This window comes from Sphingobium sp. BYY-5 (genome assembly GCF_022758885.1).
GTDB lineage: Bacteria > Pseudomonadota > Alphaproteobacteria > Sphingomonadales > Sphingomonadaceae > Sphingobium.
In genome coordinates this window covers 325,428-351,225 of the sequence record NZ_JALEBH010000001.1, presented here as the reverse complement: position 1 = coordinate 351,225, position 25,798 = coordinate 325,428, and the positions used below count along the sequence as shown (strand labels likewise).

Here is a 25,798-nt window from a genome sequence, read left to right as displayed (position 1 = left end):
GGCGATAAGAAACCGCCGCCGCGCTTCGGTCAAGCCGCCGTCAGCGCTCCGTCCATCCGCGCGTCGACATAGGGCGTGTCGGCCAGCGCGATCAACGCGCGGTCATCGACCTTCCACGGATGGAAGCCCGGCAGGAAATAGCTGAACCAGGGCCACGCCACACGGCGCAGGACACCCGGCCGGATCAGCGCATAGGATAGCAGCCCGCCCCAGGCCCGTGGCCCGGTGACACCGTCCTGCCGCAACAAATCCATCATGCCACGCGCACGGTGGTGCAGGAAGCTCTTCGTCACCACCAGCATCATCGCTGATTTGACCCACCAGCGCCTGACGCGCGGCCAGTCGCGGGTGGCGTGGACCCAGGTGTCATGGGCCACGCCCTTATGCTCAATCTCCTCGACCGCGTGCCAGCGCCAGAGCGCGGCTATCTCCGGGTCGGCGCCTTCCAGATGGCGGGGATCGCTCAGCAGTTCATGGGCGAGGATAGCGGTGAAATGTTCCAGCGCCATGGTCGCGGCCAGGCTGGCGATCGGGGGCCGCTGCTTCGCCATGTCCAGCACCATGGTCACGTCGGCGTCGAGGCGTGAGACGTCATAGCCATGACCCGTCACCTGCCGGTTGAAGGCCAGATGCTCGCGGCTATGAACCACTTCCTGTTTGATGAAGGCCGCGATCTCGCCTGCCAGCCGGTCCGGCACGCCGTCGCGAAAGGCGCGGACGCTTTCGATGAAATAGGCTTCGCCCCGCGGGAAGGTGATCGACAACGCATTGAAAAAAGCCGTGGCGATCGGATCGCCATTCAGCCAATGTCGCGCGGCTGCGCGATCTCGCCCGAAACGGCGGTCGCGCGGCGTGATGGTGAGGTCGGTTGGGGTCACTGGGGATGGCTCCGTCGATTACTTACATTGATGTAAATAAGAGTTACTGACACCAATGTCAATAAAACGCGCCCGTCTCAGCCCGGATGAAAGCCGCCTCGTCGCCATGGAGGCGGCGCGCGACCTGCTGATCGAGACCGGACCACAGGCCGTCACGCTGAAGGCCGTGGCGGGGCGGATCGGGCGGACCCATGCCAATCTGCTCCACCATTTCGGGTCGGCGGCAGGGTTGCAGAAAGCGCTGGCCGCCCATCTCGCCGAAACGATCACGGCCAAGATCGGTGAAGCGGTGGACGCGGCGCGGCGCGGCGCTCTGGCGCCGCATATCATCGTCGACATGACCTTCGACGCTTTCGACCGGGAAGGCGCGGGCGCGCTGGCGAGCTGGATGCTGGCGTCGGGCAATGAGGATGCCCTGGACCCCGTGGTGGATGCCATCCACCGGCTGGTCGACAAGCTGGCGGCGAGCGCCCTCACCCCGAATATGGGCGAGCTGATCCGGGAAAATACGCTGATGCTGGTGCTGCTGGCGCTGGGTGATTCGCAACTGGGCGGAGCGATGGCCGGAGCGCTGGGCCTGCCGCGCGAAAAAGCGCGCGAAATCGCAACCCGCAGCCTGACCTTGGCGTTAATGCAGGAGGCTGCGACCTTTGCAGCGCAGGCCAAGGTTTAACTTTTGCGCTGATAGCGCTATGGGCGCGCGATGCATTTCCTCGATCAAGCAAAAATCTATATCAAATCCGGCTGGGGCGGCCCCGGGGCTGTCAGCTTTCGCCGTGAGAAATATGTCGAATATGGCGGCCCGGATGGCGGCAATGGCGGCAAGGGCGGCGATATCATCTTCGAAGCGGTCGCTGGCCTTAATACGCTGATCGATTTCCGCTACACCCAGCATTTCAAAGCGCAACGCGGCCAGCCCGGCATGGGCAAGAACCGCTATGGCGCGGGTGGCGACGACCTGATCGTCAAGGTGCCGGTCGGCACGCAGATTTTGTCAGATCCCCAGCCGATCGAAGGCACCGAGGATGAAGACGGCTATCCCGAATATGAAGAACAGGAAGTGCTGGCCGACTTCACCGAAGTAGGCCAGCGCATCACCTTCCTGCGCGGCGGCGACGGCGGACGCGGCAACCTGTCCTACAAAACCAGCACCAATCGCGCCCCGCGCCAGCATGGTACGGGCTGGCCGGGTCAGGAAATGTGGGTGTGGCTGCGCCTCAAGCTGCTGGCCGATGTCGGCCTGGTCGGGATGCCCAATGCGGGCAAGTCGACCCTCATCAACCAGGTCACAAACACCAGGGCGAAGGTGGGCGCCTATGCCTTCACCACCACCAAGCCGCAGCTTGGCGTGGTGCTGCACCGCGACCGCGAGTTCGTATTGGCGGACATTCCCGGCCTGATCGCAGGCGCGGCTGAGGGCGCGGGCATCGGCGATCGCTTCCTGGGACATATCGAGCGGTGCCGTGTGCTGCTGCATCTGATCGACGCGACCAGCGACGATCCGGTCGACGCCTTCCGCATCGTGACCGACGAACTGGCCGCCTATGGCGGCGGGCTGGACGAAAAGCCGCAGATCGTGGCGCTCAACAAGGGCGATCTGCTGGGGCAGGAACTGATGGAGGACATCGCCGACCAGCTTCGCGAGGAAGCAGGCGTGGAGGATGTGTTCATCATCTCCGGCGCGACCGGCGAAGGCGTTGGCACGCTGCTGGACGCAGTGCTGCCGCTGCTCGATCAGGGCGCGGCGGATGAAGAAGAAGACGAGGATGGTGGCGATAAAGGCGAAGCCACCTGGTCGCCGATTTGACAAACTAATCCCCCCTCCCTTTTAGGGAGGGGGCGGGGGTGGGTCGCGAGCGAAGCGAGCGCTGTTCCCGGTTGAGACGTAGAAGCGCCGCAGCGCGGCGCACCCACCCCCGGCCCCTCCCTTGAAAGGGAGGGGGGAAATGAAGCATGACCATCCCCCTCTCCGGTTTCCCCCCTGCCCTTGTCCGCCGCCTGGTCATCAAGATCGGCTCCGCCCTGCTGGTCGATCCGGCCGGAGAGGTGCGGGTCGACTGGCTGCGTACGCTGGTGGCCGATGTCGCCGCGCGCAAGGCGGCCGGGCAACAGGTCATCATCGTGTCGTCAGGCGCGATCGCGCTGGGCGCACGGCGACTGAAGCTACCCAAGGGTGGTCGTGGATCGCTGGAGGATGCGCAGGCCGCCGCCGCGACCGGGCAGATCGCCCTGTCGCAATGCTGGGCCAGCCTGCTGCATGAAAAGGGCATCACCGCCGCGCAGATGTTGGTGACACTGGACGATCTGGAAAATCGGCGGCGTTACCTGAACGCTGCGGCTACGCTGGAACGGCTGATGGCGCTGGACGTCGTGCCGGTGGTCAATGAGAATGACAGCGTGGCGACGGCTGAAATCCGCTTCGGCGATAATGACAGGCTGGCGGCGCGCATCGGACAGGCGGCACGGGCTGACGCGGTTGTTCTGCTTTCGGACGTCGACGGACTTTACACCGCCAACCCGCACGCCAATGCGAACGCGATGCTGATAGAGACGATAGAGACGATAGACGCCCGGATCGCGGCGATGGCCGACGATGGTTCGGCGTCGGGCATGGGGTCCGGCGGCATGGTATCGAAAATCCAGGCGGCACGGATCGCCACCGGTGCGGGCGCGCATCTGGCCATTATTTCGGGCAAGGTCGACGCTCCACTGTCGCATTGGGGCACGAGCGGACGCGGATCGATCTTCCTAGCGGCGCAGGCTAAGGGCGCGCGGAAGGGCTGGTTGGCTGGCCGGCTGACGACGCGCGGGCGCGTAATCGTGGACGCGGGCGCGGAAAAGGCGCTGGGCAAGGGCAACAGCCTGCTGCCCGCCGGCGTCGCTCAGGTCGAGGGCGTGTTCGATCGCGGCGACGTGGTCGATATCGTCGCGCAGGATGGCCGGGTGATCGCGCGCGGCCTGATCGAATATGACAGCGAGGCGGCGGCGAAGATCGCCGGGCGCCGCAGCGAGGATATCGCCGCGCTGCTGGGAGAAATGCCCCGATCGGTGTTGGTCCATCGCGACCATATGGCGATGGTCTGAGATGACGCCTTTCCGGATTGCGATGACAGGCGCGACGGGATTCGTCGGCGCCGAGGTGCTCGAACAGGCGCTGGGCGAAGGGCTGCGCGTCAATGCGTTGACCCGCCGGGCGCAGCCCCCGCGCGCCAGGCTGAAATGGGTTCCGGGGTCGCTGGAGGATGCAGCCGCTCTCGATACGCTGGTGCGCGACGCCGATGCCGTGGTGCATATTGCGGGCGTGGTGAACGCCCCCGATCGCGACGGGTTCGAGGCAGGCAATGCGCGCGGGACCGTTGCGGTGATCGACGCGATGCGTCGGCGCGGGATCAAGCGGCTGATCCATGTATCGTCGCTGACGGCGCGGGAGCCGGGCCTGTCGGACTATGGCTGGTCCAAGGAACTGGCCGAACGCTATGTAAAGGCCAGCGGCCTCGACTGGACCATCGTGCGGCCGCCCGCCATCTATGGTCCGGGCGACCGGGAGATGCTGGAGCTGTTCCGCATGGCCAAGCGCGGCTTCATGATGCTGCCGCCGGGCGGGCGGATGTCGGTCATTCATGTGAGCGATCTGGCGCGGCTGCTGCTGGCGCTGGCGCAGGAGAAGGAAAACAGCCTGACCCGTACGTTCGAGGTGGACGACGGCACGCCGGGCGGCTGGGATCACAAGGATTTCGGCGCGGCGATCGGCCGGGCGGTCGGGCGGTCGGTAAGGACGCTGGCGACGCCCGAATGGCTGCTCAGCCTCGCGGCACGAGCGGATCGGCTGGTGCGCCGCAAGAAGGCGAAGCTGACCCCCGACCGGGTCGATTATTTCTGCCACCCCGACTGGGTCGTCACCAAGCGCAAGCAGCCGCCCAAGCGGCTGTGGATACCGCAGATAACGACCGAGGAAGGGCTGAAAGCGACGGTCGAGGCCTATCGGGACAAGGGCTGGCTTTAGGGCGGCCTGATCTTTTTACGCTGGTCATTCCCGCGCAGGCGGGGACCCATCTCCCAACATGGCAGCAGAGGATGGGGTGGGAGATGGATTCCCGCCTGCGCGGGAATGACGGAGCTTATTGATTTTCCGTTGCCGGCTTCTTCGCGCGCTGTTCGGCCAGGAAGGCGCTGATCGCCTGGCCGCTGGCGTTGAGCAGCGGATAGGTGCGGGCGTCGGACAGCCAGTCGGGGCGCCGCGCGGCGCGGCCGTAAAATGTGTCATAGACCAGGCTGAAGGCGAGGAAGACCAGGGTCGCGCCAATCAATCCCTTCACCGCGCCGAATCCCGCGCCCAATACCCGGTCTACCGGTCCCAGCACCGACTGGCGGGTTCGACGGCCGATGGCATGGGCGATCAGCTTGCCCACGCCGAAGGTGACGCCGAAGACCAGAACCAGGGCCAGCACCGCCGCGCCGCTGGGCGAACCGACGAAAGCGCTGAGCAACTCGGCGGCCGAAGCGTGGAACAGGCGGATGGCGAAGATCGCCAGCACCCAGGCGATCAGCGAAAGCGTCTCCAGCACGAAGCCGCGCAACAGGCCGAGCACGGCGCAACCGCCGATGGCGAGGAGGACGAGGATGTCGATGGCGTTCATTGCGCCCGTCGCTATCCGCGTCCCAGCATCTGGTCAACAAGCTGCGCGAGGGTGCGGAAGCCGCTGACCGCAATTCCCTTCACTCCATCGGCCGCCGAAGCGGGAATGAAGGCGCGGTTGAACCCCAGCTTCGCCGCCTCGCGCAGGCGCAGGGGGGAATGGGCGACAGGGCGAATCTCGCTCGACAGGGCGACTTCGCCGAAGAGGACGATATCGGCAGGGACCGGCCGTTCCGACATGGCGGAAATGAGCGCGGCGGCGACGGCAAGGTCGGCGGCCGGGTCCGACAGGCGATAACCGCCCGCGACGTTGAGATAGACTTCGCAGGTCGAAAAGCTGAGGCCGCAGCGCGCCTCCAGCACGGCGAGGATCATGGCGAGCCGCCCGCTGTCCCAGCCGACCACCGCGCGCCGGGGCGTCGCGCCGCTGGAAAGACGCACGACCAGCGCCTGAATTTCGACCAGCACGGGCCGCGTGCCTTCCAGCGCGGGAAAGACCGTCGCGCCCGTCACCGTCTCATCCCGGTTGGTCAGGAACAGGGCGGACGGGTTGGCGACTTCCTCCAGCCCTTCGGCCACCATGGCGAAGACGCCGATCTCATCGGTGCCGCCGAAGCGGTTCTTGACCGCGCGCAGGATGCGATATTGGTGGCTGCGCTCGCCCTCGAACGCCAGCACCGTATCGACCATATGCTCCAGTACGCGGGGACCGGCGATACTACCGTCCTTGGTGACATGGCCGACCAGGATGAGCGCGGTGCCGCGCTGCTTGGCGAATTTGATGAGTTCCTGGGACGCAGCGCGCACTTGGCTGACCGTGCCCGGCGCCCCTTCGATCAGGTCGCTGTGCATTGTCTGGATCGAATCGATGACGAGCAAGGCGGGCGGCGGCCCTTCGCTCAGGGTGGTGAGGATGTCGCGGACGGAGGTGGCGCTGGCAAGCTGCACCGGCGCATTGCCCAGCCCCAGCCGTTGCGCGCGTAAGCGAACCTGATCGGCCGCCTCCTCACCACTGATATAGGCGACCGACAGCCCGCGCGCGGCAATGCGCGCCGCCGCCTGGAGCAGCAAAGTCGACTTGCCGATGCCCGGATCGCCGCCGATCAGCGTCGCCGACCCCGTGACGATGCCGCCGCCCAGCGCGCGGTCGAACTCAGCGATACCGGTGCTGGTGCGCGGGGGCAACGCCACTTCGCTGTCGAGGCTGACCAGCGTGATTGCACGGCCGCCATTCTGCAGGTCGTGGCGCGCGGAAAAGACGGTCTCGGCCGCTTCCTCGACGATGCTGTTCCATTCGCCGCAATCATCGCATTGCCCCTGCCACCGGCTGGAGACGGTGCCGCATTGCTGACAGACGAATTTACGCTTTGCCTTGGCCATGGTTGAGGCATATCAGAACATATACGGAACACAATAGCGGCGATCTTCTCCAGTTCCGATAGGATTACGATTACGCATCGGCGTGCAATTGCGATAGGTTCTGATTCGCCTGGGTGGGGAAGACGATGGGGTGGCGCACCAATCTGCTGCTGGCGGCATGTTGCCTGTCCAGCGGCTGCACGATCGTTCGCATAGAAGGCGCGGACCCGCAAACGCGAATCGTGCCGGGAATCGTGCGCGTGAAACCAGCAAATGCGCAATCCATGCTGCTGGTCCGATCGGCAGGCCTGGGGGTCGTGGCGCAAAGCCAGGGGACGACGCTGGGCTATGCCGCCGAAACCGCCGCCTATGTGCAGGATTCTCAGCGCTGCACGATCATCCTGTTCCAGCCGAAAGCGGCCGATGTGGAACGGCTGGTGCAGGCGCTGGAGGCGGGCGGCTTCAACGGAACTGACTTATGTCTGGGGGGAGAAAAGCAGTGAGCATCGTTCAAAAACATCTGTACGCTTCGGTGTTGGCGCTGGCTCTGGGCGGCTGCGCCCAATTGCCGCAGGCGCCTTTGGTCTATTCATCGAAATTGCAGGTGGGCCTGCAACTGGCCGCCGCCACGGCCGACACGCCCGGCACCGAATTTTCCTTCGGCATGAAGTCGCTGGATGCCGCCTATGTCCCGGTGGCGGTCGCCCGGCCCTGCGCCCGCAATCAGCCGTGCAGAACGGACCTGGCCCTCATCTTCGGGACCAACAAGGTCGACAACAAAGACGAGACCAGCAACGATCCGGTCGATCGCGCCTACAAGGACAAGCAGGGCGCCGAACGCGCCATGCAGGAACATATCCTGGCCCAGGCCAATGCGCAGCAGGCGCAGGAAGATACCCAGAAGATACTGGACAAGGCCAGGGAACGCGACCGGATCAACGGGTTGGCCGCAGCCGCGACAGCGGACGACCAGGTCAGATTGGCCGGCATCACCACGGAGTTGGGCGGGCGGACAACCGCTACCCTGACAAACGATTTCCAGACCAGGCAGGCAGAGGTCAACCGTCTTTCCGGACTGACCAAGACCCTGGAAGGAAATGTGAGCGCCAAGGCGAAGGATTATTATGAGATCGCCACCAAGTTCGGTCGACTTGCCAAGAGCGATGACAAACGCGATGCCCTGTCGGTGTTCGGCAGCTTCAACACCGGGGTCGCGCTGGCGCAGAACGACAACAAGCCGAAACTGGGATTGGGGATCGGGAAACTGTTTTCCACCGGCGTCGCCGCGCAGAATCTGACCACCGGTTTGGGACGCGCATCCTGCCTGCAAACGGGCAAGGATTATCTCGCCGAAGTGACGGCACCGGCAGACAAGGCGGATCTGGCCAAGAAGATCGTCGAACTTTGCGCTGCCACGTCCAGGCAACAATCGCAATGACTGCGCGTTATTGACGGCAACATGCCCGCAACTATCCGCGTAGCCAGCTATAATATCCGCAAGGCCATCGGCACCGACCGGCGACGGGTGCCGGAACGGGTGCTGGAGGTGCTGGCGGAGGTGGATGCGGACATCATTGCCTTGCAGGAAGCGGACCGGCGTTTCGGCATACGCTCCGCCGCGATCCCGCCGCTGCTGCTCGACAATCTGAGCTGCTACAAGCCGGTGCCGCTCAACGTCCATGTCGATTCCATGGGGTGGCACGGCAACGCCCTGCTGGTGCGGAAGGAAGCGGAGATTGCGGCGCATAATGTGCTCCACCTCCCCTATCTGGAGCCGCGTGGCGCGACCATGGCGGAGATCAGGCTCAAAGGCGCCGCGGTGCGCGTGTTCGGGATGCATCTCGACCTGTCGGGCCTGTGGCGGCGGCGGCAGGCGGCGGCGGTGATCCATGCCGCGACGCAGAGTGCGGCGATGCCGACGATATTGATGGGCGACCTCAACGAATGGAGCGCCGGGCGCGGCTGCCTGGCCGATTTCGCCCGCCATTTCAGTTTTGCGCCATGCGGCCGCAGCTTCCATGCGCGGCGGCCGGTGGCAAAGCTCGACCGGATCATGCATTGCGGACGACTGAAGCTGACCCGCTGCGGCGTCCACGAAAGCGCGGCGGCGCGCACGGCGTCCGACCATCTGCCGATCTGGGCGGAATTTTCGGTTGGGTAGCTCCCTCTAGGAGGTGCCTGGGACATTTCATCCCCTCGACATTCCCCCCTGCCTCTGCGATCCATCCCTTATGAAGGAGCGGGAACTGAGGCTGGCACTGGTCTGCTATGGCGGCATCAGCCTGGCGATCTACATGCACGGCATCACCAAGGAGATATGGCGGCTGGCGCGGGCAAGTCGGGCCTTCCACGACAATGCGCCGCCCAGCACAGGCAGTGAGGCCATCTATCGCCAATTGCTGGAGGCGATCGAGGCGCAAAACGGCATCCGACTGCGGGTCATGCCCGACATCATCGCCGGCGCGAGTGCGGGCGGGATCAACGGCATCTTCCTGGCCCAGGCCATCGAGACGGGCCAGTCGCTGGAGCCGCTGACCGACCTGTGGCTGGACAATGCCGACGTCGACCGGTTGCTGGACCCCGACGCCCGCCCGGCGCGCGCCATGACGAAATTCTGGGCGACGCCTCTGGTATGGATGGCGGCGCGCCGGCCGGGCGATGCGGTGGAGCGCACCGTCGCCCCCGACACGCGGGAGGAGGTGCGGATGAAGCTGTCCCGCCTCATCCGGTCGCGCTGGTTCGAGCCGCCCTTCGGCGGGGAGGTTTTCACCACGATGATCCTCGACGCCTTCGACGCGATGGCAGCGGCCGAGCGCGGGCCAGCGCTGCTGCCCGAAGGCCATCCGCTCGACCTGTTCGTGACCGTCACCGATTTTGAGGGTCATGCACAGAGCCTCAACCTCAACAGCCCGCCTCAAGTAATCGAGACCGAACATCGGCTGTCGATCGGCTTCCGCGCGCGCGGCGGGAAGCAAAGCGGTGGCCACCAGGATGGAAGCGAACGGCTCTTCGCCGATCCGGCCGAACTGGTCTTCGCCGCGCGGGCGACCGCCAGCTTCCCCGGCGCCTTCCCGCCATTCACCGTGCGCGAACTGGATCGCGTGCTGAAACGCAAGCATCGGAACTGGCCGACGCGCGATGCTTTCCTGGCCCGCGCCCTGCCCCGCCATGCCGCGCGCGGAACGGCGGAGGACGCCGTGCTGATCGACGGATCGGTGCTGGCCAACGCGCCCTTTGCCCAGGCGATCGGCGCGCTCCGCAACCGGCCGTCGCGGCGCGAGGTGGATCGGCGCTTCGTCTATATCGATCCCAAGCCGGGTCATCGCTCCATTCGGCTCAACCGGGAAGGCGAGCAGGTGGAGACCCCGACCGGCGAGAACGCCCCGCTGCCCGGCTTCTTCCGCACCATCTTCGGCGCGCTCAGCGACATTCCGCGCGAACAGCCGATTCGCGACAATCTGGAAGCGATCGACCGCCATTCCGCGAGGATAAGGCAGATGCGGCACATCTTCACCGCCCTGCGCCCCGGCATCGAAGCGGAAGTGGAAAGCGCGATCGGCAGGATGCTGTTCCTCGACCGGCCGACACCCGCGCGCCTGTCCGCCTGGCGCGCCAAGGCGCAGCAGCGGGCGGCCAGCGCGGCTGGATACGCCTATCCCGCCTATGGGCATCTCAAGCTCTCCGGCATCGTCGAAACCCTGTGCGACCTGCTTTTTCGCCTTAGCGGCGAGGACAGCGCAATGATGCGCGAAGCCTATCGCCAGGCGATCTGGGCGGAGGTGCGCAATGTCGGCGCGGACCAGTTGAACGAGGCGGGCGGGTCCGCATCGGCCCCGGTCGCCTTCTTCCGCGCCCATGATCTGGCCTTTCGCATCCGCCGCCTGCGCTATCTGGCGCGCCGGCTGGCCGACACGCTGGAGATAGAGGCCGACGCCGACGATCCGGCGGTGGCGGCGATGCGCGACGCCATTTACGGCGCGCTGACGCTCTATGCCGAATGCGAGGATAGCGATTTCCATGGGGCTGAGGTGGTTGCGGCAGCCAAAATGGTGCCGACCGACGCCGCCGCCGCACTGGCAGCGGTGGAGCGGGCGCGCGGCCTCAAGGCGCGGGATGACGGAGTGGACCTGATGCTGGCGGAGGCTTTCGCCGGGCTGCCCAGGGGCGGGCGGCGGACGATGCTGCTCGCCTATCTCGGCTTTCCCTTCACCGACATCGCCACATTACCGTTGCTCCAAGGTGACACTGTCGATGAATATGATCCGGTAAAAGTCGACCGAATCTCCCCCGAAGATTGCACGGCAATCCGGTCCGGCGGCGCGGAGGCGACACTTAAAGGCATAGAATTCAATAATTTTGGAGCTTTTTTTAGCAGGGTCTATCGCGAGAATGACTATCTGTGGGGGCGCCTGCATGGCGTCGAGCGGCTTCTGGACATCGTGATTTCGAGTGTTCCCGCAGCAAGCCGTCTTTCCCCCGACCTGCTCCGCGACTATAGGCGGGCCGCGTTTCTGGCGATCCTCGACGAGGAAGAGTCGCGGTTGCCGCATGTCGCGGATCTGATCGCCAGCTTGCGGGAGGAAATCGGGTGAGCAGGCGTGTGGTGCTGGTTCCGATAGTGATGATGCTGGCGCTGGTCGCCGGCTGCCGCGCGTCGGACGACAGCGTCCAGGCGGACAATGCCATGTCCGCGCCGCCGCTGGCCCTTGTCGACAACGCCGCGCCCCTGCCTCCGCCAGCCCCGCCCGCGACCCCACCCAGGCCCGGCCCGATCGTAACGGTGCGCGCGCAGCCCGCGCCCTATTTCCCGCTAGACCTGCCGCCCTCCGACGTGGCGGCGAGCGCCGCGCCTTTCCCACGCGAAGTCACCGAGTTCATGGTGACGCGCGATAGTTGCGACCATTTCCGGGGCGAAGAACCCTATGACGCCGAGCGTCGCGCCTATATCGAGGAAAATGTTGCGGAATTATGTCAGGGTTCCGACGCGAAGCTGGCGATGCTGCGTCGCCGCTATGCGAGCGATCCAACGGTGATCTCTGCGCTCAAAGGCTATCAAGACCGGATCGAGACGCCGCCGGTTTCCTGACCATCACCCCAGCAGCGCGTCGATCGCATGGGCCAAGTCTATGTCGCGCCGCGACAAGCCGCCGACGTCATGGGTGGTGAGGATGATATCGACCCGGTTATAGACGTTCGACCATTCGGGATGATGGTCGGCTTTTTCCGCCAGGATCGCGACGCGCGTCATAAAGCCGAAGGCGGCGTTGAAATCGGGGAAGGTGAAGCGGCGCGATATGCCCTCCGGTTCAGCCACCGGCGTCCATTCGGGCAAATCAGCCAGCGCCAGCGCGCGTTGTTCTTCGTTCAATCTGACAATCATGACTCTATCCCGATCCAATGCTTTGGGTTTATGTGCCTGCCATGTCATCCAACGGTCAACCATCCCGCTTCGCTCCCACCACTCAAGAGATTGAAACGCTCGCGCTGGAAGCGCTGGGTCGCCTGCCCGCGCCTTTCAGCGAATATCTGGCCAATGTCATATTGTTCGTCGAGGAGTTCGCCGACGCGGACATATTGAAGGACATGGAGATAGACGACCCGTTCGGCCTCACCGGCCTCTACACCGGCCGCCCGGTCGGGCATGAAGCGCAAACCGGGGACACGCCGCCGACCGTCCATCTCTTCCGTCGGCCGCTGCTTGACGAATGGGTCGAAACGGGCGTGCCGCTCGACGCACTCATCACCCATGTGGTGGTGCATGAGATCGGCCATCATTTCGGCCTGTCCGACATCGACATGCATGTGCTGGAGGATATGGTTTCGCCATGAGCGGCGCGGCGCTGCGCCTGACCGATGTCGCCTGCCTGCGTGGTGGACGGATGCTGTTCCGCGGGATTGGCCTGACGCTGGAGCCGGGTGGCGGCGCGCTGCTGACCGGTCCCAATGGCATCGGCAAATCGAGCCTGCTGCGGGTCTGCGCCGGACTGCTGCCCGCCTTTTCCGGCACCGTGGAACGATCGGGCGGCGTCGCCCTGGCCGATGAACGGTTGGCGCTGGACGGCGAGGCGTCCTTGACCCGTGCACTGGATTTCTGGGCGAAGCTGGACCGGGCCGGGCCGGAAGCGGTGCCAGCGGCGATGGCAGCGATGGCGCTCGAACCTCTGGCCGACGTGCCGGTGCGGATGCTATCGACCGGGCAGCGCAAGCGCGCGATGCTGGCGCGCGTGATCGCGAGCGGCGCGGGCGTCTGGCTGCTGGACGAGCCGGGCAACGGGCTGGACACGGCCTCGCTCGACCTGTTGGGTCAGGCGGTGGCGCGACATCTGGCGACGGGCGGGATCGTCGTCGCGGCATCGCATCAGCCCCTGCCGATCGCGGCGCCCGTGACCGTGGCGCTTGCCGATTATCAGGGGGAAGCGGCATGAGGACGCTCTGGCTGCTCGGCCGCCGCGACCTGACCCAGGCATGGCGATCGGCCGGTCTGTGGCTGCCGATCGCTTTCCTGTTGCTGGTTGCCAGCCTCTATCCCTTCGCGGTCGGGCCGGACGCGGCGTTGCTGGCGCGAACCGGCGGGGGAATGCTGTGGATCGCGGCGCTGCTCGCCAGCCTGCTGCCGGTCGACCGGCTCATCGCACCGGACACGCAAGCGGGCGTGCTGGACCAGATCGCGCTGCGCGGCATCGGTGAAGAAATGGTGGTGACGGCGCGGTTGATCGCCCACTGGCTGGGCTTTGGTCCCCCGCTGATGATCGCCACCCTGCCCGCCGCCGCCCTGTTGAAGCTGGAAATCGGCACGATCCTGAAACTGGAACTGGGACTGCTGATCGGAACACCCGCGCTGGCCGCACTGGGGCTGCTGGTGGCGACGCTGACCGCAGGGCTGCGGTCGAGCGGTGCGCTGGCGGGGTTACTCGCGCTGCCGCTGGCGGTGCCGTTGCTGATCTTCGGAGCGGGGACGCTGGGCGACGGTAGTGGCGCGGCGCTCAAATTCCTGGGCGCGGCATCCCTGCTACTGGTGGCCATCACGCCCTTCGCCGGCGGCGCGGCAATCCGCGCCGGGCGCGAATGAAGTGCGGAAAGGCATATCCGTCCTACACCTACCATTGTGATTCGCCCGCACCGTCGTTAAAGGCGCGCTCATGTCCAGCACCGCCACCCAGATCACCCCGGAAGTCGTCGCCGAACATGGCCTCAGCCCGGAAGAATATGACCGCGTTCGCAGCGCCCTCGGCCGCGAGCCGAACCTGACCGAACTCGGCATCTTCTCGGTCATGTGGTCGGAACATTGCAGCTATAAGAGCTCCAAGATCCATCTGATGAAGCTGCCGACCAAGGGTCCGCAGGTCATTTGCGGCCCCGGCGAGAATGCGGGCGTGGTCGATATCGGCGATGGGCAGGCCGCCATCTTCAAGATGGAGAGCCACAACCACCCGTCCTACATCGAACCCTATCAGGGTGCGGCAACCGGCGTGGGCGGCATCCTGCGCGACGTCTTCACCATGGGCGCACGCCCGGTGGCGAACATGAACGCGCTGCGCTTTGGCCGTCCCGATCACCCGAAGATGAAGCATCTCATCAGCGGCGTGGTGCATGGCATCGGCGGCTATGGCAATTGCGTGGGCGTGCCGACCGTGGGCGGCGAGGTGAATTTCCACCCCGCCTATGACGGCAATATCCTGGTCAATGCAATGACCGTGGGCATCGCAGACACCGACAAGATTTTCTACAGCGCCGCGTCCGGCATCGGCAATCCGATCGTCTATGTCGGGTCGAAGACCGGCCGCGACGGCATCCATGGCGCGACCATGGCCAGCGCTGACTTCGGCGACGACGCCGACGCCAAACGCCCGACCGTGCAGGTCGGCGACCCGTTCACCGAAAAGCTGCTGATCGAGGCGTGCCTGGAACTGATGGCGTCCGATGCGATCGTCGCGATTCAGGATATGGGCGCGGCGGGCCTCACCTCCTCCAGCGTCGAGATGGCATCGAAGGGCGGGGTCGGCATCCATTTGAAGATGGACGACGTGCCACAGCGCGAAACCGGCATGACCACCTATGAAATGATGCTGTCGGAAAGCCAGGAGCGGATGCTCATGGTGCTGCAGCCCGGTCGCGAAGATTTCGCGGAAAGCATCTTCCGCAAGTGGGAGCTGGATTTCGCGGTGATCGGTCATGTCACCGACACCGGCCGCATGGTGCTGGAGCATAAGGGCGAGATCGTCTGCGACATCCCCCTCGCCCCGCTCGCCGACGACGCGCCGCTCTACGACCGTCCGTCGATGCCGAAGGACGACTATAAGCGCTGGTCGGGGGTCCAGCCGCTGGGCGAGATCACCGAGAGCACCGACATCGGCGCGGATCTGGTGAAGCTGATGGGGTCACCCGACATCGCCAGCCGCCGCTGGATCTGGGAGCAATATGACCATATGGTCGGCGCCGACACGGTGCAGCGTCCGGGCGGCGACGCCGCCGTGGTGCGCGTCCATGGCAGCCAAAAGGGCATTGCGATCAGCACCGACTGCACGCCGCGCTATTGCTATGCCGATCCCTATGAAGGCGGCAAGCAGGCGATCGCCGAATGCTATCGCAATTTGAGCGCGGTCGGCGCGACCCCGCTGGCCGTCACCAACTGTCTGAACTTCGCCAACCCCCAGCGGCCCGAGATCATGGCGCAGCTTACCGGCTGCCTGGACGGCATGGGCGACGCCTGCCGCGCGCTCGACTTCCCGATCGTGTCGGGCAATGTCTCGCTCTACAATGAGAGCAAGGCGACCGGCGGCGGCAGCGCGATCCTGCCGACCCCGGCGATCGGCGGCATCGGGTTGCTGAAGGATGTGGACGTCATGGCGACCGTGGCGTTCAAGGCGGAAGGCGACGCGATCTGGCTGATCGGCGGAGAAGGTGGCCATCTTGGCCAGTCAATCTGGCTGCGCGAGATTGCGGGCCGCGAAGCCGGCGACGCGCCCAAGGTCGATCTGACCGTTGAACGCGCCCATGGCGACACCGTCCGCGCGCTGGTCGCGGAAGGCAAGGTCAACGCGGTCCATGACATTTCGGACGGCGGCCTTCTGGTCACGGTCGCGGAAATGGCGCTGGCCGGGAAGATCGGTGCGACGCTCGACATCGCATTGACCACAGCATCCGCCTTCGGAGAGGATCAGGGTCGCTACATCGTCGCAGCCCCGGCGGGCGTCGAGATTGCAGGCGCGGTGAAGATCGGCACGACAGGCGGCGCCAACGTCGCTGGCGTCTCGCTCGACGCGCTGCGCAGTGCCCATGAAGGCTTCTTCCCGGCCCTGATGGACGCGGAACTTTAACCCACCCTCCTCCGTCGTCCCCGCGCAGGCGGGGACCCAATTCTCGTTACGCGACTGGATTGCCGAGGGCGAGATAGGTTCCCGCTTTCGCGGGAACGACGGGCATGTAACAAGAACGGATGCATCGCATCCGTCAGCCTTGCGTTTATATCCTTGCCAGCAAGCGCAACGGCACGCTCTATATCGGCGTCACGTCTGACCTGATCCAGCGTGTCCACCAGCACCGGATCGGCGCAGTTCCGGGTTTCACCCATGACCATGGCGTGAACCGGCTGATGTGGTTCGAACAACATGGCACGATGGACGAAGCGATCCTTCGTGAGAAGCGGCTCAAGAAATGGAATCGCGCCTGGGAAATTGCGCTAATCGAGGAACTGAACCCACATTGGGACGATCTGGCGATCGGCATGGGTTTCGAACGACTACCCGACTGACATTCGCCCCATCAAGACAATCCCCTCTCAATCTGTCATGATCCGTCCCACAAATAAGGGAGCACCTTATGCGCGAGAGGATCATCCAGGCGACGTTGGTCGCCGGCACGCTCGACATTCTGTCCGCCTTCATCTTCGCCGGTATGGCAGGCATGTCTCCGCTCGCCGTGCTGCAATTCGTCGCGAGTGGCCCGTTCGGCGGCGGCGCCAAGGGGGAACCCGCCTGGCTCTGGGCCTTGGTCGGTCTGGCTGTCCATTTCGCGATCATCGCCTGCATGGCCGCCGCCTATATGGCCGTGGCCCGGCGTAGCCCCAGCCTTCGACGCCATCCCATCCTTGCCGGTCTGCTCTACGGCCTGCTGCTCTGGATCATCATGTATTGGCTGGTCCGGCCGACGCGCTGGCCCGCGCTCTGGCTGCCCGATGCCTATGCCGGGCAACCGATCGGAAAGATTGCCTGGGGCATCGGCAACCAGCTTTTCTCCCACTGCATCCTCGTCGGCCTGCCCATCGCCCGGATCGCCGCGCGCCGGGCCTATCCTTCGCGCATACGCACTTTGCGATAATATCCTAGGGCCGATCGGCGCGCGTCACCCGGCCCAGCAGCAATTGATAGACGTCGCGACCGCCCGCCGCGTCATAGGCCGCCATCACCCGGCGCAGCGCGGCCGGTCCCAGTGGCCGATGCGCTTCGTTCGGCACCACAGCGCCAATCCCCTTGAGATGCGCCAGCAGCGCACGCGCACCCGTCGTCTCCAGCACTACCGTCTCTTCGAAGGCGAACGCATCGTCATGGCCCGCCAGCATCGCGCGCAGCGCATCGAGCGTGGGATAGGCGGGCACGCCGCCCTCCAACCCGCAAGCCACATGAGCTGCGCGCCAGGTAGCGAAGCTACCCTGCCCCATGGTCGAGAAGATCAGGCTGCCGCCCGGCCGCAACAGGCCCGCCAGCCGTTCGATCGCCACCGGCAGGTCATCAAACCACTGGAAGGCCAGGCTGGACAGGATCAGGTCGAACCATGGCCCGTCAAAGGGTGGCGCTTCGCCATCCATGGTGAGGAACCGGCCAGCAACCCGGCCGTGCGATGCAGCCTGCTCCAGCATCCGGGGAGAAATATCGGTCGCGATCAACTCCGCGCCGGGCCAGCGGGCCTGGATGTCGCGGGTGAGAAAGCCGGTGCCGCAGCCGATTTCCAATATGCGCGCCCCGCCGTCCGGCTTCTGCCGCCGGGCAAGGTCGGCGACCAGCGTCGCCGCCAGCCGCTGCGGCCCGGCATGGGCCTCATACTGCCCGGCCGCCGCGCCGAAGGCGTCGCTTATCCGTTGCTTGCGGGCGTCATTCATGGCTAGGCGCATTGGCAGAGCCTTGGCGCTCTGACCAGCCCCTCAAAGGAACCGCCGCCGCATGACCGCCTCCCCCCGCATCCCCGCCATGGACGTGCTGCGCGGCTGCGCGGTGATGGGCATCGTGTGGATGAACATCACCGCCTTCGCCCTGCCGCAGAACGCCTATTTCAACCCGGCGGTGGCGGGATCGCCTTCGGCCGGGGATATTGCCTTCTGGGCGGTCAGCCTGATCTTCGTCGACGGCAAGATGCGCGGCCTGTTCGCCCTGCTGTTCGGCGCGTCGATGCTGCTGCTGATCGACAAGGAGGAGATGGCGGGCCACGACGGCCGCCGGACGCAGATGATCCGCGCCGGATGGCTGTTCGTCATCGGCTGCGCGCATTTCTTCCTGCTGTGGTGGGGCGATATCTTGCGGGTCTATGCGATCGCCAGCCTGTTCGCCCTGCTCTTCGTCCATTTGCAGCCGCTGGATCTGGTCAAGCGCGCCTTCCTCTTCTTCCTGCTCCAGTTCCTGCTGGTCACCGCCTTCATCGGCAGCCTCTATCTCTGGGGCCATGCCGCCACCGGGGTTGATGCCAGCGCCGCCACGCGGGAAGGCTTCGCCGCCTTCATGGCCGTCCTGTCCGATCCCGCCGACCCAGCCACGCAAGTCGAGATCGCTACCTATCGCAGCGGCCTTTCCACCATCCTCCAGACGAAACTGGCCGGTTTCCCGACCGACTGGCTCTGGGGACTGTTGTTCAATGGGTTCGAGACGCTGGGCTTCATGTTGCTGGGCATGGCGATGCTGAAGGGCCGCTTCCTGACCGGCGGCTGGGACGCGGAGCAATATCGGCGGACCGCGCGCCATTGCTTCCTGATCGGCGTGCCGCCCATGACCGCGCTGGCGCTGTGGGCGTGGTGGAGCGGTTTCGCGCCCCTTCCCACCTATGGCGCGGCGCTGGCCTGGTCGCTGCCATTCCGCATTCCGCTGACGGTCGGCTGGGCGGCGCTGATCCTCTGGCTGCTGGCGCGCCACAAGGATAATCCCCTTGTCGGCCGGATCGCTGCGGCGGGGCGCATGACGCTCAGCAACTATCTGGGCACCAGCCTGGTCATGACCGCCATCTTCTACGGCTGGGGCCTGGGCTTCTTCGCCCATGTCCGTCCAGCGGTGCTGCCGCTGTTCGTGATCGGCGCCTGGGCGGCGATGCTGCTCTGGTCGCAACCCTATGCGACTCGATTCGCGATGGGTCCGGCCGAATGGCTGTGGCGCAGCCTGAGCCAGGGCAAGGTGCAAAAGATTCGCAGAAGCGGCTGATTACTATTGCGACCTATTATCAGGCACGCTATCTCTCCGCTATCAGGAGAAGAGCCTCGATGGTTGTCTGCGTGTGTAATGCCATTCGTGAAAGGGACTTGCGGGAAGCGGCGCGCGACGGCGCCGACACGCCGTGCAGCGCCTATGCCCGCTTCGGCCGCCGACCCAAATGCGGCCAATGCGTATCCTTCGCGCGCACCATCATCGCCGCGGAACGGGCGTCGGCCTGATTACATTGCAAATCATGCGCACGAAATAATCGCGAACCCGACGCAATAGCGCAGTAAAAAATCCCTGATTTTCAAGGGTTTTCATCTTAACAGCCAGGTGCATTGCGCCTATAATCCCGGCGTTCCCAAATCAGCCGGAGTATAACGCCATGAAGGGCGACCCGAAGGTAATCGACTATCTGAACGAGGTGCTCAAGAATGAGCTGACCGCGATCAACCAATATTTCCTCCACTATCGTATGCTCAACCATTGGGGCATCGAGAAGCTGGCCAAGTTCGAATATTCCGAATCGATCGACGAGATGAAGCACGCCGACAAGGTGGCGGAGCGCATCCTGTTCCTCGACGGCCTGCCCAACTTCCAGTTGCTCGGTCGCCTCAAGATCGGCGAGACGGTGGAAGAAATTCTCAAGTCCGACCTGGAACTGGAATATGAGGCGCTGCCGGTGCTGCGCGACGCGATCGCCTATTGCGAATCGATCCGCGACTTCGTCAGCCGCGACCTGTTCCAGTACATCCTCGAAAGCGAGGAAGAGCATGTCGACACGCTGGAAACCCAGTTCGAGATGATCGAACGCATGGGCATCCAGAATTATATCCAGTTGCAGAGCAAGGCCGCCGAGGACTGATAGCGGGCTTGCGTCTGTTCCCCGGCGCAGGCCGGGGCCCAGTTCGAACCGTGGAGTTGGACCCCGGCCTGCGCCGGGGAACAATCTGGCACGAAACGACCATCGCGGCCCATATTCAGGGGGACTGTCAGGAATTCCGTGTGTGGGCGGGCGGTTGAACATTACGCTGCCATGGCCTTGATGAAGCGTTCTCCGAACAGCACGGCGAACTGGGCCTTGGCCATGGACCACTCACGTGGCGGCATTTTCCACTCTTTCTCGGATCGGTTCAAGATCAGATAGAGCAGCTTGGTCGCTGAATCGTCGCTGGGAAAGTGCCCCCTGGCCCTGACCGCCCGTCGAAGCTGGGCATTCAACGCCTCGATGGCGTTTGTCGTATAAACGATGCGGCGGACCTCGTCGGGGAAGGCAAAGAACGGGATAACCTCGGCCCATGCACGGCGCCAGCTCTGGCCGATCGCAGGATAGCGCCGACCCCATTCGCCGGCCTCGAAGGCTGTCAGGGCCTCCTCGGCAGCGATGGCATCGGTGGCGCGGTAGACGGTCTTCAGTGCACCAGCGAGCGCCTTGCGATCCTTCCACGACACGAAGTCCATCGAGTTGCGCAGCAGGTGGACGATGCAGGTTTGGACGATCGCCTCGGGGAACACGGCGGTGATGGCCTCTGGAAAGCCCTTCAGGCCGTCTACGACGGCCAGCATGATGTCCTCAACACCGCGGTTCCTCAGCTCGTTCATCACCCGCAGCCAGAATTTGGCGCCCTCGTTCTGCTCGATCCACAGGCCCAGGACGACCTTGCCGCCATCGGCACGCACGCCCAGCGCGATGTGGATAGCCTTGTTGCGGACCAGACCTTCGTCACGGATCTTGACCCGGATCGCGTCGAAGAAAACCAGCGGATAGGCCGGATCGAGCGGTCGGGCCTGCCAGGCGGCGACCTCTTCGAGCACGGCGTCGGTCACCGTCGAGATCAGGTCCGGCGAGACGTCGATACCGTACAGATCGCGCAAGTGCCCGACGATCTCCCGTGTGCTCATGCCGCGCGCATACATCGAGACGATCTTGTCGTCGAAGCCCGGAAACCGGCGCTGGTACTTGGCGATCAGTTGCGGATCAAAGCTGGCATGACGATCGCGCGGCACCTCGATCTCGATCTTGCCGGTGTCCGTCACCACCGTCTTGCGGCCATAGCCATTGCGGCTGTTCCCGACCTGCGGGGCATCGCCAAGGTGGTAATCCATCTCGGCGTTGAGCGCCCGTTCGGCCAGCGCCTTCTTCAATGAATCCAGCAGGCCGCCCTGCTGGAGCGCACTGGCGGCATCGCTGCCGGCCAAGAGTTGATCGAGTAAATCAGCCGGGATCGCCGGCTCCTTGCGTCGAGGCATACAGGGTCTCCTTCTTACCCATTATGCCCGCCCACACACGGAATTCCTGACAGTCCCTATTCAGGCGAGGCACCCTCCGGGCGGTGGCCTCGCCTTTTTTCTTGGCGACTATGGCGTTTGCAAACCCGCTCCCTGAACCCAGGTAACGGCAACGAACCATAAGAAATCCTCCCCTGTAAGGGGAGGTGGATGGCCGAAGGCCAGACGGAGGGGTGTCATCCCATCGATAGCGGGACACCCCTCCATCACCTTCGGTGGTCCTCCTCCCCTTACAGGGGAGGATGAAGATTGACCTCTGATCCGTCTCGGACGCGCTCCACCTGGGTTATACAAACGCCATAGTCGCCTTTGTCTTGCACGAGGCTGATAGCGCAGCGTACGAGCCAAAACTCCATCAGCCCTATAGCAACGCCTCCAGCAACCCGATCAGCGGCAGGTCCGCCGGCGGCATGTCCAGCGCATACATTTGCGCGGGCCGCACCCAGTTCAGCGCCGTCGCATGACGCGCCTCCGCTATCCCTTGCCATTTGCGGCAGACATAGAGCAGCAGCAGCAGATGCCGGTCGCCCAACGGCTCGCTGGCGAAGGTCGCGGGGGCCAGGCAGCTTTCATGGGTATGAATGCCCAACTCCTCCTCCAGTTCGCGGACCAGCGCCGCTTCGGGCGTCTCGCCCGGCTCAACCTTGCCGCCGGGAAACTCCCATAATCCGGCCATGGACCCGCCGGGCGGGCGCTGCTGCAACAGGACACGGCCATCCGCATCGATCAACGCCACGGCCACGACGAACAAGGGAGAGGAAGACGGCATATCGCTCCAGACGAGAGGGCTTTGTTAACCCTGGCTGCTTTACATGTCCGGCGGGGACTGTCTGTAGCGAATTGGGGAAATGATGCGCGGGCTTATCGAAATCGTCACCCGTTGGGGCCTGATCCGGTGCGAGCGGGGCGCGACGGCGGTCGAATATGCCCTCATCATCGCCATGATCGTGCTGGCCATGGTCGCCGCGCTCTCCAATGTCGCGAACAAGACCACCGGCATGTGGAACAATGTCACCAATGAAGTAACGAAACATTAACCATTAAAATCTGACAAAGGCTGTCATCCCATTAAGCCTTTCTCAACGGTGCTGCTCTACCCCGGTCCTGCTGACCACGAATTACCAAGCGGGGCGGCCGGGTAGTTTACCGGATATCCATATAAGGAGACGTCACATGCAGTTCATCCGTAAGATGCTGAAGAATGATAAGGGCGCCACGGCGATCGAATATGGCCTGATCGCCGCGCTGATCGCCGTCGCCGCCATCGGCGCCATGAGCGCCCTGGGCACCAAGCTCGGCAGCACCTTCAACAACGTCGAAGGCAATCTGCGCTAAGCCAGAGATATTTGCCGAAATCGGGGCAGCGGAAGCAATTCCGCCGCCCCTTTTCGTGCTCGGCCTACCAGCTCACGATCTTCACTCGTTCGCCCGGCCGCAGCACGGCATTGTCGCTGAGCGCATTGATCGTCAGGAAGCGTTCCAGCGGATAGTCGCTATAGGCCATGCGACGGCTGAGCGACTGGATGGTGTCGCCGGATTTTACAGTCAGCACCTGCACCCGGCGCGACCGGATCGCCGCCGCTTCCTGCGCGGACAGGCGCTGGACCGACTGCACCATCGATGTGAAGGGACCGACACCCTGCCCCGCCGGGGTCAGCAGCAGGAAATGATAAGCCTTACCGCCGCCGAAATCATAGGCGAAGACGGTCGCATCGACCTGGCTCGACTGGGTGGAGGCGCGCACCGTGCGCCAGGCGGCGGGCAGGCCGTTGACGGTCGTGCGGCTGATCTCGCCCGCCGGCACGCCGCCATTGCTGCCGCCCAGCTTGGCGAAGACACTGTTGATATAGGTCGCCAGATTACCCGAATAGGGCGCCGCGCCGAACTGCGCCTGTCCACCCGATCCCGTGATCGACACCGCATTCGCGCCATTTTCCATGCCGAAACCGCTGGGCGCGGAGAAGCTGAGGCGCAGGTCAGGATGGCGGAACCGGCTGCCGTCGATCACCCCCTGCCGGGGATCATCGCCGTAAAGGACACCGTTCAGCGCGTTGAGGAAGGCATCACGGTTGCGCACAGTGCTGGTGACGCGCGTCGCGTCCGCCGCCTGCGCCGCCCGATCGACACGCGACGCCGGATCAGGGTGGGTGCTGGCCCATTCGGGCGTCGATCGCGCACTGCCCGCCACCTGCGCGTCGAGATTGCTCTGCGCCGCCAGTGAGGCGAGCATGTCGGACAGCGCGCGCGGATCATAGCCGGCGGACGCCAGATAACGGATGCCCAGGTCATCCGCTTCATATTCCTGACTGCGGGAGAATTTGAGGGTCAGGAGCTGGCTGCCCGTGCCGATCCCCTTCTGCACCAGCCCGGTCAACCCCGAATCGCCCAGCAAAGCCCCCGCCAGCGCGCCCAGCAGGGCGCCGCCGATCGCGTTGCGCTGCGCCGCCTGCTGCCGCCGCTGGCCATGCTGGGCAGCGACATGGCCCACCTCATGCCCCAGCACGCCCGCCAGTTCAGCCTCGTCATTCATCAGCGCCATCAACTGGCGCGTGACATAGACATAGCCGCCGGGGATGGCGAAAGCGTTGTTCACCGGCGAATTGAGCAGGGTGACGGTGAAATCGCCCTGCGCGTTGGACAGGCCGGACTGGACCGCGATGCGCCGCCCGACCGCCTCCACATATCTGGCCTGCGGCCCTGCATAGGGGCCGCCAAATTCCTTGAGCAGTTCAGGATGCTGCTTAGCGCCGCTCGCCTTGTCCTGCTGGCTGATCGACGACACGGTGCGAATCGCGCGCTGCTGCCCGATCACGGCTGGCGCGGTCAGCGCCACCGCCAGCGCCGCACCCGTGCAGCCCAGCGAAATCTTCCAGTTCATAGACCCTCATCCTCCCGCATGACCGCCACCTAACGAGCGATAATGGCGGGCTGTTCCCGGAAAATCGAGTGCCATTCACCTCATCCGTTCGGACTGAGCGAAGTCGAAGCGGCCTTATACCAAGATACATGGATGGGAACTCCTACAGACCAGTTCCCCGGCGAAAGCCGGGGAACGAGCCGGTATAAGTTCTCATCAATGTATCTTGATATTAGGTGCTTCCTGCGCCGTCATGCCGGACTCGATCCGGCATCCAGAGTCGCAGGCGCCGCCCTTTGTGCCCTGGATGCCGGATCAAGCCTGTCCTGAGCCTGTCGAAGGGTCCGGCATGACGTTGAAAATGAGGCCTAGGCTTCTGCTTTAACTTAGCGGTCTCAAAATGCGCTCTTCCGCGCATTTTCAAACAGACTCTCAGGCCCCGATGGCGAGGAACTTGTCGGCGCGGTCGGTGCGCAGGGCGTCGGGGGTGAGGCCGTCGAGCGAATCAAGTTCTGCCTCGATCGCGGCGGCCAGACTGGCGATGGCCTGCACCGGCTCACGATGGGCGCCGCCCACCGGTTCGACCACGATCCGGTCGATCACGCCCAGATTTTTCAGATGTTGCGCCGTCACCTGCATCGCGGTCGCCGCGTCACTCGCCTTGTCGGCGGTGCGCCACAGGATCGAGGCGCAGCCTTCGGGCGAGATCACCGAATAGACCGCATGTTCGAACATCAGCACCCGATTCGCCGCCGCCAGCGCGATCGCGCCGCCAGAGCCGCCCTCTCCCACCACGGCCGCCACCATCGGCACGCCCAGCGCCAGGCAGGCCTCGGTCGACCGGGCGATGGCTTCGGCCTGGCCGCGCTCTTCCGCCTGCACGCCGGGGAAAGCGCCCGACGTATCGACCAGCGTGACGACCGGCAGGTCGAAACGGTCGGCCAGTTCCATCAGGCGGATCGCCTTGCGATAGCCCTCCGGCTTGGCCATGCCGAAATTGTGGCGCACGCGGCTGGCGGTGTCGTCGCCCTTTTCATGGCCGATCACCATGACCCGGCGCTCGCCCAGCGTGGCGAAGCCGCCCAGGATCGCCTGGTCGTCGGCAAAGGCGCGGTCGCCGGCCAGCGGCATGAAATTGTCGAACATGCCCGCGACATAATCCTTGAAATGCGGACGGTCCGGGTGCCGCGCGACCTGGGTCTTCTGCCAGGGCGTCAGCTTCGCATAGGTGTCGGTCAGCAGCCTGGTCGCGCGCTGTTCCAGCGTCGCGATCTCGCCGTCGATGTTGATGTCGCCCACGCTGGCGGTGGCGCGCAGTTCGACGATGCGCGCTTCCAGCTCCGCGATCGGCTTCTCAAATTCCAGAAAACTTACCATGGGGCATGGC

At 64.7% G+C, this 25,798-nt stretch carries 29 protein-coding genes; 20 read left to right on the top strand and 9 right to left on the bottom strand.

The window, feature by feature from the left end; genetic code table 11:
- Nucleotides 1-29: 29 nt before the first annotated feature.
- Complete coding sequence (locus MOK15_RS01740) at nt 30-878, bottom strand: metal-dependent hydrolase (protein ID WP_242930019.1); 849 nt, start codon at nt 876-878, stop codon at nt 30-32.
- Between the two features lie 55 nt (nt 879-933).
- Here MOK15_RS01740 and MOK15_RS01735 point away from each other — a divergent pair, with 55 nt between their 5' ends.
- From MOK15_RS01735 to MOK15_RS01720, 4 genes are all read left to right on the top strand, one after another.
- Nucleotides 934-1,551: a TetR family transcriptional regulator gene (locus tag MOK15_RS01735; protein ID WP_242930018.1), complete on the top strand. Its 618-nt coding sequence runs from the start codon at nt 934-936 to the stop codon at nt 1,549-1,551.
- Nucleotides 1,552-1,581: 30 nt separating this feature from the next.
- Nucleotides 1,582-2,685: a GTPase ObgE gene (obgE, locus tag MOK15_RS01730; RefSeq protein ID WP_242930017.1), complete on the top strand. Its 1,104-nt coding sequence runs from the start codon at nt 1,582-1,584 to the stop codon at nt 2,683-2,685.
- 146 nt (nt 2,686-2,831) lie between these two features.
- Entirely contained in the window at nt 2,832-3,962 is a 1,131-nt protein-coding gene (proB, locus tag MOK15_RS01725) for a glutamate 5-kinase (RefSeq protein ID WP_242930016.1), read from the top strand.
- A 22-nt stretch (nt 3,963-3,984) separates the two neighbouring features.
- Nucleotides 3,985-4,881, top strand: a complete 897-nt coding sequence (locus tag MOK15_RS01720) for an NAD(P)-dependent oxidoreductase (protein WP_242930015.1) — start codon at nt 3,985-3,987, stop codon at nt 4,879-4,881.
- A 115-nt stretch (nt 4,882-4,996) separates the two neighbouring features.
- Here MOK15_RS01720 and MOK15_RS01715 read toward each other — a convergent pair whose 3' ends face one another.
- Nucleotides 4,997-5,515: a CvpA family protein gene (locus MOK15_RS01715; protein WP_242930014.1), complete on the bottom strand. Its 519-nt coding sequence runs from the start codon at nt 5,513-5,515 to the stop codon at nt 4,997-4,999.
- A gap of 11 nt (nt 5,516-5,526) precedes the next feature.
- Nucleotides 5,527-6,894, bottom strand: coding sequence for a DNA repair protein RadA (gene radA, locus MOK15_RS01710; protein ID WP_242930013.1), 1,368 nt, complete (start codon nt 6,892-6,894; stop codon nt 5,527-5,529).
- A 125-nt stretch (nt 6,895-7,019) separates the two neighbouring features.
- On the opposite strand from radA, the gene MOK15_RS01705 reads away from it, so the two are divergent.
- The 5 genes from MOK15_RS01705 (at nt 7,020) to MOK15_RS01685 (ending at nt 11,959) form a co-directional block, all read left to right on the top strand.
- Complete coding sequence (locus tag MOK15_RS01705; RefSeq protein ID WP_242930012.1) at nt 7,020-7,376, top strand: hypothetical protein; 357 nt, start codon at nt 7,020-7,022, stop codon at nt 7,374-7,376.
- Nucleotides 7,373-8,311 (top strand): hypothetical protein, encoded by a 939-nt coding sequence (locus MOK15_RS01700; protein WP_242930011.1) that lies wholly within the window; start codon nt 7,373-7,375, stop codon nt 8,309-8,311. The genes MOK15_RS01705 and MOK15_RS01700 overlap by 4 nt, the downstream gene beginning before the upstream one ends.
- Nucleotides 8,312-8,332: 21 nt before the next feature.
- Nucleotides 8,333-9,034 carry an endonuclease/exonuclease/phosphatase family protein gene (locus tag MOK15_RS01695; RefSeq protein ID WP_242930010.1) on the top strand — a complete coding sequence of 234 codons (702 nt, stop codon included), beginning with the start codon at nt 8,333-8,335 and terminating at the stop codon, nt 9,032-9,034.
- A gap of 70 nt (nt 9,035-9,104) precedes the next feature.
- A complete protein-coding gene (locus tag MOK15_RS01690; RefSeq protein ID WP_242930009.1) occupies nt 9,105-11,465 on the top strand; it encodes a patatin-like protein in 2,361 nt (786 codons plus the stop codon).
- A gap of 29 nt (nt 11,466-11,494) precedes the next feature.
- On the top strand, nt 11,495-11,959 hold the full coding sequence (locus MOK15_RS01685) for a hypothetical protein (RefSeq protein ID WP_242932598.1): 465 nt from the start codon (nt 11,495-11,497) through the stop codon (nt 11,957-11,959).
- Nucleotides 11,960-11,962: 3 nt separating this feature from the next.
- Here the strand turns inward: MOK15_RS01685 and MOK15_RS01680 are convergent, their stop codons facing one another.
- Nucleotides 11,963-12,253: a 4a-hydroxytetrahydrobiopterin dehydratase gene (locus MOK15_RS01680; protein WP_242930008.1), complete on the bottom strand. Its 291-nt coding sequence runs from the start codon at nt 12,251-12,253 to the stop codon at nt 11,963-11,965.
- Nucleotides 12,254-12,294: 41 nt separating this feature from the next.
- Here MOK15_RS01680 and MOK15_RS01675 point away from each other — a divergent pair, with 41 nt between their 5' ends.
- From MOK15_RS01675 to MOK15_RS01650, 6 genes are all read left to right on the top strand, one after another.
- Nucleotides 12,295-12,702, top strand: a complete 408-nt coding sequence (locus tag MOK15_RS01675; RefSeq protein WP_242930007.1) for a metallopeptidase family protein — start codon at nt 12,295-12,297, stop codon at nt 12,700-12,702.
- Complete coding sequence (ccmA, locus tag MOK15_RS01670; RefSeq protein WP_242930006.1) at nt 12,699-13,298, top strand: heme ABC exporter ATP-binding protein CcmA; 600 nt, start codon at nt 12,699-12,701, stop codon at nt 13,296-13,298. Before MOK15_RS01675 ends, ccmA begins: the two co-directional genes overlap by 4 nt.
- Nucleotides 13,295-13,942, top strand: coding sequence for a heme exporter protein CcmB (locus tag MOK15_RS01665; protein WP_242930005.1), 648 nt, complete (start codon nt 13,295-13,297; stop codon nt 13,940-13,942). The genes ccmA and MOK15_RS01665 overlap by 4 nt, the downstream gene beginning before the upstream one ends.
- Nucleotides 13,943-14,012: 70 nt before the next feature.
- Nucleotides 14,013-16,190 (top strand): phosphoribosylformylglycinamidine synthase subunit PurL, encoded by a 2,178-nt coding sequence (gene purL / locus MOK15_RS01660; RefSeq protein ID WP_242930004.1) that lies wholly within the window; start codon nt 14,013-14,015, stop codon nt 16,188-16,190.
- A gap of 119 nt (nt 16,191-16,309) precedes the next feature.
- Nucleotides 16,310-16,624: a GIY-YIG nuclease family protein gene (locus MOK15_RS01655; protein ID WP_242930003.1), complete on the top strand. Its 315-nt coding sequence runs from the start codon at nt 16,310-16,312 to the stop codon at nt 16,622-16,624.
- 68 nt (nt 16,625-16,692) lie between these two features.
- On the top strand, nt 16,693-17,190 hold the full coding sequence (locus MOK15_RS01650; RefSeq protein WP_242930002.1) for a hypothetical protein: 498 nt from the start codon (nt 16,693-16,695) through the stop codon (nt 17,188-17,190).
- Between the two features lie 4 nt (nt 17,191-17,194).
- Here the strand turns inward: MOK15_RS01650 and MOK15_RS01645 are convergent, their stop codons facing one another.
- Nucleotides 17,195-17,968, bottom strand: a complete 774-nt coding sequence (locus MOK15_RS01645) for a methyltransferase domain-containing protein (protein WP_242930001.1) — start codon at nt 17,966-17,968, stop codon at nt 17,195-17,197.
- A 61-nt stretch (nt 17,969-18,029) separates the two neighbouring features.
- Here MOK15_RS01645 and MOK15_RS01640 point away from each other — a divergent pair, with 61 nt between their 5' ends.
- The 3 genes from MOK15_RS01640 to bfr all read left to right on the top strand — a co-directional run bounded on the left by MOK15_RS01640 (nt 18,030) and on the right by bfr (nt 20,130).
- Nucleotides 18,030-19,271 carry a DUF418 domain-containing protein gene (locus MOK15_RS01640; RefSeq protein WP_242930000.1) on the top strand — a complete coding sequence of 414 codons (1,242 nt, stop codon included), beginning with the start codon at nt 18,030-18,032 and terminating at the stop codon, nt 19,269-19,271.
- A 59-nt stretch (nt 19,272-19,330) separates the two neighbouring features.
- On the top strand, nt 19,331-19,501 hold the full coding sequence (locus MOK15_RS01635) for a (2Fe-2S)-binding protein (RefSeq protein ID WP_242929999.1): 171 nt from the start codon (nt 19,331-19,333) through the stop codon (nt 19,499-19,501).
- Between the two features lie 149 nt (nt 19,502-19,650).
- The gene (gene bfr, locus MOK15_RS01630) at nt 19,651-20,130 is read left to right on the top strand and encodes a bacterioferritin (RefSeq protein ID WP_242929998.1); all 480 of its coding nucleotides are present in this window, start codon (nt 19,651-19,653) and stop codon (nt 20,128-20,130) included.
- Between the two features lie 161 nt (nt 20,131-20,291).
- On the opposite strand, the gene MOK15_RS01625 is transcribed toward bfr, so the two are convergent.
- Both MOK15_RS01625 and MOK15_RS01620 read right to left on the bottom strand, forming a co-directional pair.
- Entirely contained in the window at nt 20,292-21,515 is a 1,224-nt protein-coding gene (locus MOK15_RS01625; protein WP_242929997.1) for an IS256 family transposase, read from the bottom strand.
- A 400-nt stretch (nt 21,516-21,915) separates the two neighbouring features.
- On the bottom strand, nt 21,916-22,323 hold the full coding sequence (locus MOK15_RS01620; RefSeq protein ID WP_242929996.1) for a (deoxy)nucleoside triphosphate pyrophosphohydrolase: 408 nt from the start codon (nt 22,321-22,323) through the stop codon (nt 21,916-21,918).
- A gap of 82 nt (nt 22,324-22,405) precedes the next feature.
- Here MOK15_RS01620 and MOK15_RS01615 point away from each other — a divergent pair, with 82 nt between their 5' ends.
- Nucleotides 22,406-22,591: a Flp family type IVb pilin gene (locus tag MOK15_RS01615; protein ID WP_242932597.1), complete on the top strand. Its 186-nt coding sequence runs from the start codon at nt 22,406-22,408 to the stop codon at nt 22,589-22,591.
- Between the two features lie 136 nt (nt 22,592-22,727).
- Nucleotides 22,728-22,889 carry a Flp family type IVb pilin gene (locus MOK15_RS01610; protein WP_242929995.1) on the top strand — a complete coding sequence of 54 codons (162 nt, stop codon included), beginning with the start codon at nt 22,728-22,730 and terminating at the stop codon, nt 22,887-22,889.
- Between the two features lie 64 nt (nt 22,890-22,953).
- Here MOK15_RS01610 and MOK15_RS01605 read toward each other — a convergent pair whose 3' ends face one another.
- Together MOK15_RS01605 and MOK15_RS01600 are read right to left on the bottom strand one after the other, a co-directional pair.
- Nucleotides 22,954-24,432: a M48 family metalloprotease gene (locus MOK15_RS01605; RefSeq protein ID WP_242929994.1), complete on the bottom strand. Its 1,479-nt coding sequence runs from the start codon at nt 24,430-24,432 to the stop codon at nt 22,954-22,956.
- A 411-nt stretch (nt 24,433-24,843) separates the two neighbouring features.
- Entirely contained in the window at nt 24,844-25,788 is a 945-nt protein-coding gene (locus tag MOK15_RS01600) for an acetyl-CoA carboxylase carboxyltransferase subunit alpha (RefSeq protein WP_242929993.1), read from the bottom strand.
- Nucleotides 25,789-25,798: the final 10 nt, after the last annotated feature.

What these genes read in the sequence shown, in the direction of transcription:
- MOK15_RS01640 (WP_242930000.1), top strand. Translation starts at nt 18,030, where the DNA reads ATGACCGCCTCCCCCCGCATCCCCGCCATGGACGTGCTGCGCGGCTGC.
- obgE (WP_242930017.1), top strand. Translation starts at nt 1,582, where the DNA reads ATGCATTTCCTCGATCAAGCAAAAATCTATATCAAATCCGGCTGGGGC.
- MOK15_RS01680 (WP_242930008.1), bottom strand. Translation starts at nt 12,253, where the DNA reads ATGATTGTCAGATTGAACGAAGAACAACGCGCGCTGGCGCTGGCTGAT.
- MOK15_RS01675 (WP_242930007.1), top strand. Translation starts at nt 12,295, where the DNA reads ATGTCATCCAACGGTCAACCATCCCGCTTCGCTCCCACCACTCAAGAG.
- bfr (WP_242929998.1), top strand. Translation starts at nt 19,651, where the DNA reads ATGAAGGGCGACCCGAAGGTAATCGACTATCTGAACGAGGTGCTCAAG.
- MOK15_RS01735 (WP_242930018.1), top strand. Translation starts at nt 934, where the DNA reads ATGTCAATAAAACGCGCCCGTCTCAGCCCGGATGAAAGCCGCCTCGTC.
- purL (WP_242930004.1), top strand. Translation starts at nt 14,013, where the DNA reads ATGTCCAGCACCGCCACCCAGATCACCCCGGAAGTCGTCGCCGAACAT.
- proB (WP_242930016.1), top strand. Translation starts at nt 2,832, where the DNA reads ATGACCATCCCCCTCTCCGGTTTCCCCCCTGCCCTTGTCCGCCGCCTG.
- MOK15_RS01650 (WP_242930002.1), top strand. Translation starts at nt 16,693, where the DNA reads ATGCGCGAGAGGATCATCCAGGCGACGTTGGTCGCCGGCACGCTCGAC.
- MOK15_RS01720 (WP_242930015.1), top strand. Translation starts at nt 3,985, where the DNA reads ATGACAGGCGCGACGGGATTCGTCGGCGCCGAGGTGCTCGAACAGGCG.
- radA (WP_242930013.1), bottom strand. Translation starts at nt 6,894, where the DNA reads ATGGCCAAGGCAAAGCGTAAATTCGTCTGTCAGCAATGCGGCACCGTC.
- MOK15_RS01610 (WP_242929995.1), top strand. Translation starts at nt 22,728, where the DNA reads ATGCAGTTCATCCGTAAGATGCTGAAGAATGATAAGGGCGCCACGGCG.
- MOK15_RS01690 (WP_242930009.1), top strand. Translation starts at nt 9,105, where the DNA reads ATGAAGGAGCGGGAACTGAGGCTGGCACTGGTCTGCTATGGCGGCATC.
- MOK15_RS01695 (WP_242930010.1), top strand. Translation starts at nt 8,333, where the DNA reads ATGCCCGCAACTATCCGCGTAGCCAGCTATAATATCCGCAAGGCCATC.
- MOK15_RS01645 (WP_242930001.1), bottom strand. Translation starts at nt 17,968, where the DNA reads ATGAATGACGCCCGCAAGCAACGGATAAGCGACGCCTTCGGCGCGGCG.
- MOK15_RS01655 (WP_242930003.1), top strand. Translation starts at nt 16,310, where the DNA reads ATGCATCGCATCCGTCAGCCTTGCGTTTATATCCTTGCCAGCAAGCGC.
- MOK15_RS01685 (WP_242932598.1), top strand. Translation starts at nt 11,495, where the DNA reads ATGATGCTGGCGCTGGTCGCCGGCTGCCGCGCGTCGGACGACAGCGTC.
- MOK15_RS01605 (WP_242929994.1), bottom strand. Translation starts at nt 24,432, where the DNA reads ATGAACTGGAAGATTTCGCTGGGCTGCACGGGTGCGGCGCTGGCGGTG.
- MOK15_RS01625 (WP_242929997.1), bottom strand. Translation starts at nt 21,515, where the DNA reads ATGCCTCGACGCAAGGAGCCGGCGATCCCGGCTGATTTACTCGATCAA.
- MOK15_RS01600 (WP_242929993.1), bottom strand. Translation starts at nt 25,788, where the DNA reads ATGGTAAGTTTTCTGGAATTTGAGAAGCCGATCGCGGAGCTGGAAGCG.
- MOK15_RS01705 (WP_242930012.1), top strand. Translation starts at nt 7,020, where the DNA reads ATGGGGTGGCGCACCAATCTGCTGCTGGCGGCATGTTGCCTGTCCAGC.
- MOK15_RS01665 (WP_242930005.1), top strand. Translation starts at nt 13,295, where the DNA reads ATGAGGACGCTCTGGCTGCTCGGCCGCCGCGACCTGACCCAGGCATGG.
- MOK15_RS01635 (WP_242929999.1), top strand. Translation starts at nt 19,331, where the DNA reads ATGGTTGTCTGCGTGTGTAATGCCATTCGTGAAAGGGACTTGCGGGAA.
- MOK15_RS01615 (WP_242932597.1), top strand. Translation starts at nt 22,406, where the DNA reads ATGCGCGGGCTTATCGAAATCGTCACCCGTTGGGGCCTGATCCGGTGC.
- MOK15_RS01715 (WP_242930014.1), bottom strand. Translation starts at nt 5,515, where the DNA reads ATGAACGCCATCGACATCCTCGTCCTCCTCGCCATCGGCGGTTGCGCC.
- ccmA (WP_242930006.1), top strand. Translation starts at nt 12,699, where the DNA reads ATGAGCGGCGCGGCGCTGCGCCTGACCGATGTCGCCTGCCTGCGTGGT.
- MOK15_RS01620 (WP_242929996.1), bottom strand. Translation starts at nt 22,323, where the DNA reads ATGCCGTCTTCCTCTCCCTTGTTCGTCGTGGCCGTGGCGTTGATCGAT.